The sequence below is a fragment of the Mycobacterium sp. pUA109 genome (genome assembly GCF_041287095.1).
Lineage (GTDB): Bacteria > Actinomycetota > Actinomycetes > Mycobacteriales > Mycobacteriaceae > Mycobacterium.
In genome coordinates this window covers 67,622-81,930 of the sequence record NZ_JBGGKS010000008.1, presented here as the reverse complement: position 1 = coordinate 81,930, position 14,309 = coordinate 67,622, and the positions used below count along the sequence as shown (strand labels likewise).

At 66.9% G+C, this 14,309-nt stretch carries 13 protein-coding genes; 3 read left to right on the top strand and 10 right to left on the bottom strand.

Annotated features, from left to right (window positions below; all coding sequences use genetic code 11):
• Positions 1 to 9: 9 nt before the first annotated feature.
• Positions 10 to 1,206, top strand: a complete 1,197-nt coding sequence (locus ACAG26_RS11270) for an aromatic ring-hydroxylating dioxygenase subunit alpha (protein WP_370482212.1) — start codon at positions 10 to 12, stop codon at positions 1,204 to 1,206.
• A gap of 42 nt (positions 1,207 to 1,248) precedes the next feature.
• On the opposite strand, the gene ACAG26_RS11265 is transcribed toward ACAG26_RS11270, so the two are convergent.
• A complete protein-coding gene (locus tag ACAG26_RS11265; protein WP_370482210.1) occupies positions 1,249 to 2,028 on the bottom strand; it encodes an enoyl-CoA hydratase/isomerase family protein in 780 nt (259 codons plus the stop codon).
• Positions 2,029 to 2,108: 80 nt separating this feature from the next.
• Between ACAG26_RS11265 and ACAG26_RS11260 the strand changes: the two genes are divergently transcribed.
• Positions 2,109 to 3,587 (top strand): aldehyde dehydrogenase, encoded by a 1,479-nt coding sequence (locus ACAG26_RS11260; RefSeq protein WP_370482208.1) that lies wholly within the window; start codon positions 2,109 to 2,111, stop codon positions 3,585 to 3,587.
• Here ACAG26_RS11260 and bla read toward each other — a convergent pair.
• Positions 3,584 to 4,459: a class A beta-lactamase gene (gene bla / locus ACAG26_RS11255; protein WP_370482206.1), complete on the bottom strand. Its 876-nt coding sequence runs from the start codon at positions 4,457 to 4,459 to the stop codon at positions 3,584 to 3,586. The genes ACAG26_RS11260 and bla overlap by 4 nt on opposite strands.
• A 234-nt stretch (positions 4,460 to 4,693) precedes the next feature.
• Here bla and ACAG26_RS11250 point away from each other — a divergent pair, with 234 nt between their 5' ends.
• The gene (locus ACAG26_RS11250; RefSeq protein ID WP_370482205.1) at positions 4,694 to 6,247 is read left to right on the top strand and encodes a DUF222 domain-containing protein; all 1,554 of its coding nucleotides are present in this window, start codon (positions 4,694 to 4,696) and stop codon (positions 6,245 to 6,247) included.
• A gap of 36 nt (positions 6,248 to 6,283) precedes the next feature.
• On the opposite strand, the gene ACAG26_RS11245 is transcribed toward ACAG26_RS11250, so the two are convergent.
• The 8 genes from ACAG26_RS11245 to ACAG26_RS11210 all read right to left on the bottom strand — a co-directional run bounded on the left by ACAG26_RS11245 (position 6,284) and on the right by ACAG26_RS11210 (position 14,285).
• Positions 6,284 to 7,669, bottom strand: a complete 1,386-nt coding sequence (locus ACAG26_RS11245) for a PPE domain-containing protein (RefSeq protein WP_370482203.1) — start codon at positions 7,667 to 7,669, stop codon at positions 6,284 to 6,286.
• Positions 7,670 to 7,691: 22 nt separating this feature from the next.
• The gene (locus tag ACAG26_RS11240; RefSeq protein ID WP_370482201.1) at positions 7,692 to 8,480 is read right to left on the bottom strand and encodes a DUF4436 domain-containing protein; all 789 of its coding nucleotides are present in this window, start codon (positions 8,478 to 8,480) and stop codon (positions 7,692 to 7,694) included.
• A gap of 127 nt (positions 8,481 to 8,607) precedes the next feature.
• Positions 8,608 to 9,726 carry a cation:proton antiporter gene (locus ACAG26_RS11235; RefSeq protein ID WP_370482199.1) on the bottom strand — a complete coding sequence of 373 codons (1,119 nt, stop codon included), beginning with the start codon at positions 9,724 to 9,726 and terminating at the stop codon, positions 8,608 to 8,610.
• A 556-nt stretch (positions 9,727 to 10,282) separates the two neighbouring features.
• A complete protein-coding gene (locus ACAG26_RS11230) occupies positions 10,283 to 10,711 on the bottom strand; it encodes a MaoC/PaaZ C-terminal domain-containing protein (protein ID WP_370482197.1) in 429 nt (142 codons plus the stop codon).
• Positions 10,711 to 11,214 (bottom strand): MaoC family dehydratase, encoded by a 504-nt coding sequence (locus ACAG26_RS11225; protein ID WP_370482195.1) that lies wholly within the window; start codon positions 11,212 to 11,214, stop codon positions 10,711 to 10,713. Before ACAG26_RS11225 ends, ACAG26_RS11230 begins: the two co-directional genes overlap by 1 nt.
• A complete protein-coding gene (locus ACAG26_RS11220) occupies positions 11,214 to 11,624 on the bottom strand; it encodes a nuclear transport factor 2 family protein (protein WP_370482193.1) in 411 nt (136 codons plus the stop codon). Before ACAG26_RS11220 ends, ACAG26_RS11225 begins: the two co-directional genes overlap by 1 nt.
• 16 nt (positions 11,625 to 11,640) lie before the next feature.
• Complete coding sequence (locus tag ACAG26_RS11215; RefSeq protein ID WP_370482191.1) at positions 11,641 to 13,176, bottom strand: AMP-binding protein; 1,536 nt, start codon at positions 13,174 to 13,176, stop codon at positions 11,641 to 11,643.
• Positions 13,176 to 14,285, bottom strand: coding sequence for an aromatic ring-hydroxylating dioxygenase subunit alpha (locus ACAG26_RS11210; RefSeq protein ID WP_370482189.1), 1,110 nt, complete (start codon positions 14,283 to 14,285; stop codon positions 13,176 to 13,178). The genes ACAG26_RS11215 and ACAG26_RS11210 overlap by 1 nt, the downstream gene beginning before the upstream one ends.
• Positions 14,286 to 14,309 lie beyond the last annotated feature (24 nt).

Here is a 14,309-nt window from a genome sequence, read left to right as displayed (position 1 = left end):
ACTGGAGCGATGGACCGTGACCAACTCGTCGACCTGACCCGGCGCGCGCTGAAGCTGGCGCGGGATAACACGACCGACCTGGCCCCGGCCGAGCACACCGTCAACGCCGACGACTACACCTCACCGGGGCGGCACGAGATCGACCGGGCGATGCTGCTGGCCAGCCCGCAGCTGGTCGGCTACGCCTCAGAGCTGCCCACGCCCGGCTCCTACTGCACCAAGACCGTGATGGGTCGCTCCATCCTGTTGACCCGCACGGCCGACGGGTCGGTGCACGCGTTCGACAATGTCTGCCTGCACCGGCAGTCCCAGGTGGTGACCGGCTGCGGCACCGCCAAGCGGTTCAGCTGCCCGTACCACGCCTGGACCTACGACAACACCGGGCGCCTGGTGGCGATCCCGGGCCGGGAGGGCTTCCCCGGGGTGGCGGTGAAATCGGCCGGGTTGACCGAGTTGCCGGCCGCGGAGTTCGCCGGGTTCTTATGGGTGGCGCTGGATCCGGCCGCCGGCCTGGACGTCGCCGCCCACCTGGGTGGGCTGGCCGACGAACTGGATTCCTGGGGGATCGGGCGCTGGTGCCCGCTGGGCGAGAAGGTGCTCGACACCCCGATCAATTGGAAGCTGGCGGTCGACACCTTCGCGGAGAACTATCATTTCGCCACCGTGCATCGGCAGACGTTCGCCACCATTGCCCGCAGCAACTGCACGGTGTTCGACGCATTCGGGCCGCATCACCGGTTGGTCTTTCCGCTCAACGGAATTCTGGAACTCGAGGACATCCCCGAAGATCAGTGGGATCCGTTCAAGTACATGGTGGTGATCTACGCGCTGTTCCCCAACATCGTGTTGTCGGTGACGATCGCCAACGGCGAGCTGTTCCGGATCTACCCGGCCGACGGGCCGGGCCGGTCGATCACCGTGCACCAGAATTCGACACCGCTGGATGTCTCCGACGAGTCCGTCGCCGCCGGCGCGCAGGCCGTCTTCGACTACGCGCACGCCACCGTGCGCGACGAGGACTACCGGCTGGTCGAGGCGCTGCAGGCCAACCTGAAGTCTGGGGCCCGCGGGCAGCTGCTGTTCGGCCGCAACGAACCCGGTCTGCAGCATCGCCACCTCTCCTGGGACGCGGCCCTGACCCCCCTCGCGGCTCCCCTCGCCGAGATCGACGTTAGCGCGAAAAAACGCGAGAGCACCCCTCGCTAACGTCGATTTCGGCGCGGGCGGCGCGGGCGGCGCGGCGGCGCCTCAGCTGATCGCGTCGTATTTGTCCGGGCCGAGGAATTCACGCACCTTGTCAATGTGCTCCTCGGCGCCCAATTCCACGGTTTCGGCGGCCAACCCGTAGTCGACGATGGCCACCGCGGCCTGGGCGATGTGCTTGGAGAACGCGCGTTTAGTGGTCTGCAGCGCCCGGGCCGGTTGCGCGGCGAGTTTGGCCGCCAGCGCCCCCGCCTCGGTCATCAGCGTGTCCGCGGTGGTCACCCGATTCGCCAGGCCCAGCTGCACCGCCTCGGCGGCGGGGATACGCGCGCCGGTGTAGATGTACTCCTTGGCCCGGATCATGCTCATCATGTACGGCCACAGCAACGCCCCGCCGTCGCCGGCCGTCAGCCCGATCGAGACGTGCGGATCGCACAGATAGCTGTCCTCGGACATCAGCACCAGGTCACAGCACAGCGCCAGCGAGGCACCCAGCCCGACCGCGGGACCGTTGACCGCCGCCACCACCGGCAGCCGGAAGTTGATCATCGCGTTGAGGATGCCGCCGGCCTGGTGGGACACCGCGTACCGCAGCTCCAGCGACTGGTGCTGCGCCTTGAGGAACGCGAAGTCCCCTCCCCCGCTGAAGGTTTGACCGGCGCCGGTGAGGATCACGCAGCGCGCGTCCGGGTCGCGGTCCAGGTCATGCCACACGTCGAGCAGCTGGTGGTGCAGGGCGGCGTCGATGACGTTTTTGGCCTGCGGACGGTTCAACGTCACGGTCCGCACGCCGCCGTCGGCGGTTACCACAAGTTCGTCGGTCAACGTCGGCCTTCCCGGTCGGTTTTTTTGCTATGTTAGCGGCAATAGCGAAGTTTCCTGCCCCCTGCGCAAGGCGGTGCCCGATGACGCAATGCCTCGACCATCGTTCGTATGACGATCTGTTCATCGCGGGCCGCTGGCAGCGCCCGGCTTCCGGTCGGCGGCTGGCGGTGATCTCGCCGCACACCGAACAGCCAATCGGCGAGGTCCCCGAGGCGGTGCCTGAGGACGTCGACAAGGCGGTGGCGGCCGCCCGGCACGCCTTCGACCACGGTCCGTGGCCGCGGCTGAGCCCGGATGAGCGGATGGCGAAGGTCGAGCAGCTGGCGACGGTGTACGCCCGGCACGTCGACGAGATGGCCGACCTGATCACCGACGAGATGGGTTCCCCGCGCCGCTTTTCCCGGCAGGGACAGGCCAACGGCGCGGCCGCGATGATGCATCTGGGGTTGGCGGTGGGCCGGGAGTTTCCCTGGCTGGAGCGACGCCAAGGGGTACTCGGTGAGGTTCAGCTGCGCCGGGCCCCGGTCGGGGTGGTCGGCGCGATCGTGCCGTGGAACGTCCCGCAGTTCGTCATCATGCCCAAGCTGATCCCCGCCCTGATCGCCGGCTGCACCATCGTCGTCAAGCCCGCGCCCGAAACCCCTTTGGACGCACTGTGGTTGGCCGAGATGCTGGAGGAGATCGAACTTCCGGAAGGGGTGGTGTCCATCCTGCCCGGCGGCCGCGACGTCGGCGAACACCTGGTGCGCCATCCCGGGGTGGACAAGATCGCGTTCACCGGATCGTCGGCGGCCGGCCGGCGGATCGCGGCGATCTGCGGAGAGCAACTCAAACGGGTGAGCCTGGAGTTGGGCGGCAAGTCGGCGGCCATCATCCTCGACGACGCCGATGTGGGTCGCACCGTCGGCGCCCTGAAGAACGCCGGGCTGATGAACAACGGGCAGGCCTGCGTGGCGCAAACCCGGATCCTGGTCAGCGAACGACGCCACGACGAGGTCGTCGACGCGCTCGCGGACATGATGTCGGGCCTGCAGGTCGGTGACCCCACCGACGAGGCCACCGACGTCGGGCCGCTGGTCGCGCAGCGCCAACAGCACCGGGTGCAGGGCTATATCCGGTCCGGCGCCGACGAGGGGGCGCGCATCGTGGTGGGCGGCGACGACGCCCCCGCCGACCGCGGTTGGTATGTGCGGCCCACCCTGTTCGCCGACGCCCGCAACGACATGCGCATCGCCCGCGAAGAGATCTTCGGCCCGGTGCTCACGGTGCTGCGCTACCGCGACGAGGCCGACGCGGTGCGCATCGCCAACGACAGCGACTACGGACTGGCCGGGTCGGTGTGGACCGACGACGTCGCGCACGGCCTTCAGGTCGCCTCGGCGGTGCGGGCCGGCACCTACGGCGTCAACATGTACAACCTCGACATCAGCACCCCGTTCGGCGGCTTCAAGCAATCCGGGATCGGCCGCGAGTTCGGCGCCGAGGGGCTGGCCGAGTACGTCGAGTTGCAGGCGGTGGTGGCCAAGGGGGTCATGCCGCCGCTCGGCGCGGCGGGCTAGTTCGGGTCAGCCAACGTCGGCAGGACCAGGGTGGTCAGCTCGCCGATGAGGGGTCGCAGACCCACCGCGGTCGGGTCTTCGGATCGTGACCGCGTCATCATCGCCAACAGCACCCGCTGACCTTCCGGGCCGTAGGCGATGCCAATGTCGTTGGTGCTGCCGTAGTCCCCTGAGCCGGTCTTGTCGGCGGTTGTCCACCCGGGCGTCAGGCCCGCCCGCATCGACGACGTCTCGTTGGCGCGCATCCAACCCTCGAGCAACTGGCGTTGCTTGGGCGCCAGCGCGTCGCCGCTGAGAAGGGTGCGATACCCGCCGCCGAGCGCCTCGGGGGTACTGGTGTCGCGGGGATCGCCCGGGACCGCCGCGTTCAGCTCGGTCTCCCAGCGGTCCAGTCGGGATTGCTGATCGCCAATGCTGCGGGCGAATGCGGTGACAGCGGGTGGCCCACCGATGATCGTGAGCAACAAGTTCGCCGCGGTGTTGTCGCTCAGCTGAAGCGCCGCACGGCACAGCTCATCGATCGTCATGTCGCCGCCGGCCCGCGGTTGTGTCCGCGGCGAGTTGGCCACGATGGCGGCCGGGTCGACGCGCACGGCGTGGTCCAGCCTCAGCTCTTCCCTCTGCGCCATCTGCAGAACGCGGGCGACGACGTAGACCTTGAACGTTGAGCACATCGCGAATGGTTCGCTGGCGCGGTGGGCCACCGAGCGGCCGGACTTCAGGTTGACGGCGAACACACCGATCGTCGCATCGCAGCGGCGTTCCAGAGCGCCGATCCGGTCCTCGATCGGTGGCGCCACCTCGGTACACGCGGCCAGCCCGGCAAGCGTGACCCCGCCGAGCATCAGCTGCCGCCGGGACAGTCGGCTCATCGGCATTAGGCTACCGTGAGCCGACGATGTGCCTGAATCTGTTGCAACAACGCATTTTTGGGCTGCGTTTCGCGCGTTAGGCTTACGCAATCACAGGATCGGGTCCAGATAAGCCCCGGACAGAGCGCCCAGTCGCACTCCGCGTTTATCCACAGTTGGCATTTGATCGACAGTTCGGCCCTTCTTCGAACATGCGTGTGGCATATGTCACACTTCCTCGCTATAATCGAAGGCATGTTCGATACCATCTTTCCGGAGCTCGAGGAGTTGGCCGATGCCCACGAGAGCATGGTCATCGCCTCGATCACCGGATGGGGCCTGATCGAGGCCGCCGCCTCGGCGCGCCGGTTGGCGGCCATCGCTGAATTGGTACACCGCCGCACCGACAGCGCGGCCCACGCCCAATGGGCCTGCGACGACTGGGATGCCACCGCCGCCGAGGTCGCGGCGGCACTGAACTTGAGCCACGGCAAGGCCTCCGGGCAGATGTATTTAGCCACGGCGTTGCGTGACCGGCTGCCCCATGTTGCCGAGGCGTTCGCCGAAGGCCTGTTGAGCTACCAGGTGGTCTCCACCATCGCGTGGCGCACTCAGCTGATCAAGGACGATGAGGCGTTGGCGTTGGTGGACAAATCCCTGGCCCGCGACGCGGTGCGCTACGGCCCGCTGTCGGCGACCAAAACCGCCCAGGCCATCGATGCAATCATCGATGAATACGATCCCGGCGCGCTGCGCCACACCCGCGCTTCCGCGCGTAGCCGCGAGATGGTGATCGACACCCCCAACACCGAAGGCGGTGTCACTCCGGTATGGGGGCGGCTGTACGCCCATGACGCGGCCGTGCTGGAACGGCGGCTGATGCAGATGGCCCACGAGGTCTGCGACGACGACCCACGCACCATCGCCCAACGCCGTGCCGATGCGATGGGCGTACTGGCGGCCGGCGGGGACCGGCTGGTGTGCGGCTGCGGCGATGCCGACTGCCCGATGGCCAGCGAGGCTTCTTCCTCGGCCAGCGGTGTGCTCGTGCACGTCCTCGCCGAGGAGGCGGCGATGGAGACCCCGGTGGATCCGCACAACAGCGGCGAGCCACCCGCGTCGCGCCCCATCACCCCGGATATGACGTTGGCCGAGGCGTTAGCCCCCGAGCCCGAGCCCGACCCTCCGGCCGTCAAGCCACCGCCGGCACTGATTCTGGGCGAGATGCTCATGCCCGCACCGCTGTTGGCTGAGATGCTCCGCGCGGGCGCCAGGGTCCGGCCGCTGCGCCTGCCCGATCCGGACAACCCGCCCGAACCCGAACCGGGCTATCGGCCGTCGACCGCACTGGCCGACTTCATCCGCTGCCGGGATCTGACCTGCCGGTTCCCCGGTTGTGCCCGGCCGGCGGAGTTCTGCGACATCGACCACACGATTCCCTATGACGCCGGTGGCCTGACCCATCCATCCAACCTGAAGGCACTGTGCCGAAAACACCACCTGCTCAAAACATTTTGGGCCGGTTGGCGCGACCGGCAGTTCCCTGATGGCACCGTCGAGTGGACCTCGCCCAGTGGCCAAATCTACACCACCTATCCGGGCAGCCGCCTCCTGTTCCCGAGGCTGTGCGTACCGACCGGCGAATTGCCCACTCCCCCAACGGCGCAGCCGGATAACGGATACTGCCGCGGACTCGCGATGCCACTGCGAAAACGCACCCGCGCCCAAAACCGCAACCGGCAGATCAGAGCCGAGCGCGCGCTCAACGCCGCCCACATCGCCGAGCGCAACGAACCGCCGCCCTTCTAGCGCCGGTCCAGGCAACGCGCGCGTTGGCGTAGTTGGTCAGCGACCCAGTAGGCGTTGCTTTTGTTCGCGGAATTCGGTGTCCGTGAGCAGTCCTTCATCGCGGAGCTTGGCGAGTTCCCGCAGGTCGGCGGCGAATTCCGTCACCGAGCCGCCCGACGATGCTCGTGACGGTACCGTGCGGTCCTCGGCGCGGGCCGCAAATTTGTCCGCGGGCGAACGGCGGCTTTCCGTGGTTGTGGCGCCCGCTGCGGGTTGGCTGTGGACCGTGTCGTGACCACGTCGTATCGGGCCAGCGAGGGTGCCGGCCACGGCGCGACCAGCCATACCCGCGAGGCCCATCTCGGCGAACGTGGTTGCCGAGCCGGCTTCTAGCGTGTTTGCGGCGACCGAGCCGGCGCCGGCGGGTAGCGCTACCGCCACCGGACGTATCGCCGGGCTGACCGCGGTCCAGGCCGGCGGCACCGACAGGGCACCGATGGTGTTCGCCTGTCCCAGACCGGCCGATAGCACCGTGGGCACCGCGGTGGCGGCCGGAAACGGTGTGCCGGCCAGCGCCGCTGCCTCCGGTATGACGGCCGCCTCCGGAGCGAGCGCGGCCTCCGCCCAGCCACTGACAATGTCGTCGGTGTGGACACCGGTCACAGCGCCGATCGCATCGAGGGGGAACGATGCCACGCTCAACGGAGAAAACGGGGCGTCCTCGAAATAGGCGACCAGGTCCGCCCCGAAGCCCATCAGGTCGGACGGCAGCAGCGTTGGACTAGTTCCGCTGGAGGACGCGAGGCTGCTGAGTTTGTCCGGCACCTGGGAAAACGCCTGGGATATCTGCGAAACCGTGCTTTGCGCAGTACCGGTCGATGTCTGTGACGCTTGGTTGGCCGTTTGATTAGCTGGCCCGTCGGTGATCTGCCGAGGCGAGTTGAACGGGGCCAGGGTGGTTGCCGCCGCCGACGACCCCGCATACTCATACATCGCTGCGGCATCTTGGGCCCACATTTCGGCGTAATGGGTCTCGGTGGCCGAGATCGCGGGAGTGTTTTGTCCGAAAAGGTTGGTGGCCACCAGGGTCGCCAGCAGGCTGCGGTTGGCCGCGATGACCGGCGGGGGCGCCGTTGCGGCAAACGCCACATCGTAGGCAGCCGCGGCCGCTTTGGCTTGACTGGCGGTCTGCTCAGCCTGCGCGGCGGTGCTGCTCATCCACGCCACATGGGGGGCGACCGCGGCCACCATCGAGGCCGCTGCCGGACCCTGCCACGGCCCGGCGGCCAATCCCGCGATTACCGATCCAACCGAGTTAGCCACCGACGACAGTTCGGTGGCCAACTCGTCCCATGCCTGCGCGGCGGCCAACAGAGAACCCGACCCTGGGCCCGCGTACATCCGACCAGAATTCACCTCCGGTGGAAGCGACCCGTAATCCATTGCTGAAAACCTTTACTACCGTTCAATTAGTCTCGGGGGGCGATCGCCACCACGCCGCGATATAGAGCAGCATCGAGACCACCAACGCCACCAGTACCCACAAAACGATCGTGAGATCGATCCAGCTTCCGAACGCCGGCGAGCCAGGAAGCGCGTTTCGCAGCGGTACCACCGCGAACAACATCGCCGCGTACCAGGTTGTCAACGGCGCCTGATACCTCCGTGGGTCGCGCAGTGTCTTGATCGCCACAAACAACCCAAGCGCCCCGATCGCCACGAAGATGCACAGGATGACGATCGCGAATACCATCGTGCTCGCCGAGCGCTGCAATTCGACCACATAGGGCGAGAACGGGTTAGCGTCGTTGACGCGATCCACGCGAATTTTCCAGCCGGTCAGCTGATCGACGAAACTGATATCCGCACGTTCCGGCGTTTGCGCCGCACCGGTGAACACGGTGACCGTGAGCGGCCCGGTGTAGTAGCTGTCGAACGGCCAGCGTTCGACGTTTCGGGCCAGGGTAAGCGGGACAGGGAAAACACCGGGCAACATGCCCTTGGACCAGGTGCGCTTGACCGGCGTCGTGGTGGAGGTGACTGCCACGGTGAGGTCCTGCTTGAGAGCATCGGTCGCAGAATCCAGCAGCTCGGGCCCGGGCCTGACGATGAGGTCGCCGACGAGCTCGCTGTAGGTGTTCTGAATGGTCACCACATTCAGCGTCACAGTTGTCCCGCTGCCGGTGGGCGCCCCATGCGTGGCAACACGTTGCGAGGCGGCGCCATCGTGGTATAGCACGATCGACGTGACCATGGCGCACACCGCGGCGACCAGTACGACAACGCCAGGTCTTATCCGCGATCGCCACGACCGGGTGCTCAGCCCAGACTGCGCACACCCACTGGGCTGCAATGGTGCTGGTCGAATCCGGGAAGCGACTTCAGACACGCGACATTTCCGGGATCGGCGCGGGTGAATTCCGAACCCGCGCACGGTTGTTGATCGCGCGGTAGAGCGGCGCGGTCACCGCAGTGGTCACGATGGCAAGCACACACAGCATCGCAAACGCATAGGGACCGACCAAACGGGATTGCAGTCCCACCGTCGCAATGGCAAGTTCGGTGACGCCGCGGCAGTTCAGCAAGATGCCGAGTTCAGCCGAGGTCGCAAGCGGCCAACGTTGCATCCGGCCGGACACCAGACCGACCGCGATCTTCGAACCAAAAGCAGCGATGGTCAGGGTTAGCAGGCACAGCAGACCGCTCCATCGAAACACATCGTCCAGTACGTGCAGCGGCACAGACAGCGCGCTCGAGACGAAGAACGCCGGAATAAGTACGTCGGCGACCGTGGCTAAGGTCCGCTGTGATGCCTCGTTGAACACCCCCGCGGGGAAGAATAGGCCGGCGATCACGGCACCGATGGCTGGGTGGACGCCTAACGCCTGCGTTGCCGACCCACCGACCAGCACGTAGGCCAATACCGCTACCACAACGGAAGCGCTCTGCTGGGAGTCTCGGAGCCACCGCCGCACAATTCGCGGCAGCACGAACATCACTGCCATCAGTAGCGCGGCGCCCACGCAAAGGGCGGTGATCGAGACCGAGCGCAAGTCGGTGGTCAGCGCGATCAACGCGGTCACCAATGCCCATGCCGTGGCATCGGTGGCAACGGCTATTCGCAGCGCTACCCCCGGGATGGGCGGCGGGACCTTGAGGTCTTGGACGAGGAGCACCAGAACAGGCACGGCGGTGACACTCAGCGCCACACCAACGAACAACCATGCATCGAGCGGATTGCGGCCCGGCCCAACCAGTCGGTGTGCAAAGGGGAAGGCTGCAGCTGCGCAAACGACGATCGGGATCGCCACGGCGGGCACCAATTGCCAGTGCGGTGACCGCGGGCCCGATTTGCCGTAGCTCCGCAGCTCAACTCCTACCAAGAACATCAGCAGCAGGAGGCCCACTTGGCCCACCGCCTCGATGAGAGATTTTGAAGTCGGTGAAAGCAGGGCAGAATTTACGGAATGAGGACTGACGGCCAGGACGACACCCAGCACAAGGCCGAAAAAAAATTACGCCGACGACCGCGGGCTGATTGATCCGGCGGGAGAGGTTGGCGACAAAAACCGAGCCGGCCAAGACTACCGCCAGCATGATTAGCGCTACCAATACATTACCGAGTGGCATCGAATCCCCCTTTCAACCGACCGAAATCGCCTGCGGAACAGTGCGCTCGGCAAGATGCTCCGAGCGCTCCCCCGCGGCTATGTGTACGTCTCTCATGCAAACCGCCCGGCATTGCTGCCGATCCCAGGCCATTCCAAATGTCCCATGCCGCAACCGCATCACGGACAATAGTCCTGTGGGCAGCCTTCACCGAGGCCACCTGCGCACCGGTCATCGCACCGTCGCGACCCACGGCACCGAACGGGGAAATAATAGCCACGTGCGTCTCCTAACGTGAGGATTAGCCTCGCAAGTCCAACTGGCATCACACTGCCGGGCTGCTGGACATCTGCTGAAAGTGCCACGGCCCCTTCGACGTCGTGGGCCATCTTCGCTATCCGGCTAGCGCGCTCCTAGTCGACTGGGCATTCCCAGTTCGGGTCCCGGTCATCCCGGTACCTGCACGGTCAATTCCACCGGGCAACACAGCTCGCCGCGCTGATTGGTCACCTCGATCTGCAGATCCACCAGATACCGTGGCGGGTCGACGCTCACATCGCAGCGCTTGTCCACCGCCCGACCCCGGCCCACCATGGTGTCCCCGGCGTAGATGGAGCCGACCAGCCGCATCTTGCGGCGCACCACCCGGCTGCCCGGGCCGGCCCAGTCGGTCGCGATCCGGTCGGCGAATCCGGCCAGGTGCATGGTGTTGACGAAAATCGTCGGATGGCCCTGGCTTTGGGCGTAGCCGGGGTCGTAGTGGCCGGGAAAGTAATCCCACGTGGCGGCCGCATTGAGCACCACCCGCGAGTAGTCGATCTCGTCGAGCACCGGAGGCAGGTCCACCGGGACGCTCAGCCGTTCCCAGTCCACCATCACGAAGACTCCGGCGTGTAGCGGAACAACGTGTTTCGGTTGCGGGCCACCACCGCACCGTCCTGGCGGCTAAAGGTGTCCAGCGTCTCGACGAAATGGCCGACCCCCAGCCGGGTCCGCTTCTCCGGCGACACCGACAGCACCTCTTCGACGACGGTCAGCCGGTCCCCCTCGACGATGGGCAGCAGAAATTCGGCGTCGTTGGCGGCGTTGATGAACGTCGTGCCCGGCAGCGGCACCCGCAGCGCAATCGACACCGGGCGCTCCCCCGCGCCCGGCTGCCACGGCGGCGGTATCAGCCAGCCCATCAACAGCGCCGGCGGCGCCAGCAGACCGCCCGACCCACCGAACTCGGCATCCCAGTACGCGGGGTTGGCATCGCGAACCAGCGCCGCGAACATTTGGATGCGTGCCGCGCTGACCACCGTGCCCGCGGTACGCGGCTCAGCCGCAACACCGACCATGCACAGCGCGTCGTCGTAGCTGCCGAACGCCAGCTCCATCAAATCGGCGCCGCGTCCCAGTGCAACTCACGGGTGGTGAAGTACCACCCACCCCGCTCGTAGATGAGCGTGTCGCGGTAGGTGCCGGTGGCCCGCAACGTACTTATGCCCCGGTTATCCAAGGCGTACAAGATCGCCACACACCGCTGGGTGGCGTTGATCCCGTCGACGGTGATGTCGTGGTCGACGGTAATCAGCCGTTGTCCGCCACCGCCGTCGAACGCCGCATGCAGGTCGGTGAAGACTTCGGTGTCTTGGGTGAAGCGGGCGCCGGTGTGCCGGAAGGTCGCGATCCAACCGTTGCGGTCGCCGTCGGAGTAGTACCGATTGTGCCGGGCGGTGAGATTCAAGATGGCGTCGCGCCCCGTCGCCGCGTCGAGCAGATGCTGCTGCTGGTAGGTCAGGGTCATCGGGCGTATCTCCCTCTTAGCGGTTCAGGCGGTATCCGTGGCGTTCACGATCCCAGGTGTCCGGGCCGACACCACGGGCCCGCAGCAGGTCTTTGCGCACCCGGCCGATGACGGTCTTCGGGATCTCGTCGACGATGTCGACGTAGCGCGGCACGCAGAAATACGGCATCCGCTCGGCGCAGAAGTCCAGCAGTTCAGCGCAATCCAGGCCGGCCGAGGCACGCGCGACCAGCAAGATGTCGTCCTCTCCCAACTCGCTGGGCACCCCGACCACCGCGGCCTCGGCCACCGCGGGATGGGTCAGCACCGCGGTCTCCACCTCGATCGAGGAAATGTTCTCCCCGCGCCGACGCAGCGAATCGGTGAGCCGATCCACGTAGGTCAGGTTTCCCGCCGCGTCCAGCACGCCCAGGTCTCCGGTGCGAAACCATTCCGGGTGCGCGACGACGCGCCCGTCCTGCCCCAGGTAGCCCTCGCTCATCACGTGTGGATGCCGAGGGCGGCAGGCGATCTCGCCGACTTGCCCGACGGGCAGCGGGTCGCCGCCAGCGTCGAGGATGCGCACCTCGAAGTTGCCGGTGGGTCGGCCCGACGCCCCCGGCACCCCGTCGTCGCCGACGCCGCAGACGGTGATGGGGAACGCTTCGGTCAGCCCGTACATGGTGACAATGCGGCAGCCGTACCGCTGCTCGATCATCCGGTAGTCGGCAGCGGCAATCGGCGCGGCGGAGATGAACCGCAACGGCAACTCCCGATCACCGCCACCCAGGTTCAGCAGCATCGACACCATGGCGCCGGCGCCGGCGAAACCCACGGCGCCGCAAGCGCGGATCTCATCCCAGACCTCGGTGGGGTGGAAGGCCTCGGCCAGCACCGTGGTGCCGCCGACCAGCATCGGCGCCAACACGGTGGGCGCGGCGCTGAGATGAAACAGCGGCATCGCCGTCCACACCGTCTCACCGCCGCCGAACCCCCACGCCGATGCCACGGAGGCCGCCGCCGAGAACAGGTAATGCCAGCTGGTGGCAACGGCTTTGGATGCCCCGGTGGTGCCCGAGGTGAAAAACAGCACCCCCACCTCACCGGCCGCGGCCGCATCGCCCGTCACCGGCCGCGCGCTCCCGCGGTCCGGCAACGCGCTCACCACATCGGTCAGCGCCGGCAACCGGTCGCGGATCTCCGCGACGCGCGGCAACCGCTCGGCGTCGGCGATCACCGCCTTGGCCTGCGACAGCGCCAACGCATGCCGCAAGAATTCGCCCCGATAGGCGGCGTTCACCGCCGCGCTCACGGCGCCGATCCGCGCCGCCCCCAGCCAGAAGTAGATCCATTCCGGGCGGGTGGCGGTGAACAACGCCACGCAGTCGCCGCGGCCGATGCCCAAGTCCAGCAACGCATTCGCCGCCGCGCAGGACCGTTCCCGCATCTGCTCGAACGTCACCGTCTCGCCGGCGATCACCATCATCGCCCGATCCCCGAACTGCTCGGCGCGACGGTCCAGCACCGCCGGCACGGTGAAGTCCTCCACGCCGAACGCAGCGGGGCCGGGCATCAGGCGCCTGCGGCCACCGGATCGGGCTGCCCGTCGGGGGTGTAGCCGAAGTCGTCGGCGGTGGGCTGCTCTCCCGGGTAGAAGCGGTGCGCCCAACGGCGCAGCGCCGCATAGTCGCGCGCCTCTTCGGGCGCCAGGTTCGGCTTCTCCAGGTACTTCATGTTCTCCCAGGTGAAGAAGTCCTGTTTGATGACTTCTTGCTGCAGCGCCAGGAATCGGGCGGCGCGCCCGGTCGGGGCGTCACCGGTGTCGCCGGGCTCGCGCACCGAGGCCTGGGTGTAGAAGTAATCGGTGTAGTCCTCGTCGACCGGGGTCTGCCCGGTCACCTGCAGGGTGGCCACCAGATCGCTGGGGAAGCGCACCAACCCCAGGCCCAGCGAGTAGTTGTCGTAGATGATCTTGGCGTCGACCGGGCCGTGCGGGGTCAGCCAGGTTTGCGCCCGGCCGCCGCCGAAATTGGCGTTAACGGTGGCGTGCAGGTGATAGCCGGACACCTCGAACGACGCGGTGTGCGCGGGGTTGGCGGCCTTGTGCACGTATTGCACGTGATACGGGTCGGCGGCGTTCTCGATGATCATCTGGGCGTGCACCTTGACCCGGTTCACCATCCGGGTGTGCGGATGCAACGGGTAGTACTCGCCGGTCTCCAGTTCCGGCAGCACCGGCGGCTGCCAATACGGTGCCCGACCGTGCCGCTCATGCCAGACCAGGATGAACCCGTACCACTCCAGGACCGGATAGCTGCGGATGTGCACGTGGGGTTTGCAGCCGATTTTGCTGTACGGGATCAGCGCGTTGCCGCCGTCGCCACGCCAATGCCAGCCGTGCCACGGGCAGACGATGTGCTCGCCGTCCACGGTGCCGCCGACCCCCATGTTGGCGCCCAGATGTTGGCAGTAGGCGTCGAGCGCATGCACCTGCCCGGAGATGGTGCGAAACAGCACCAGTTCCTCGCCGAAGTAGTGCACCCGCTTGACTTCGGCGACATCGAGGTCCGAGGCGAATCCGACGATGAACCATCCGGTCGGGAACCGGTAGGCAGACAATCCGATGCCGCTCGGACCGAACTCACGTTCCGAGGGATCCGAGTCCGAAACCGTCTGCGTCACGCATTCTCCGTTCCCACTGCGCCT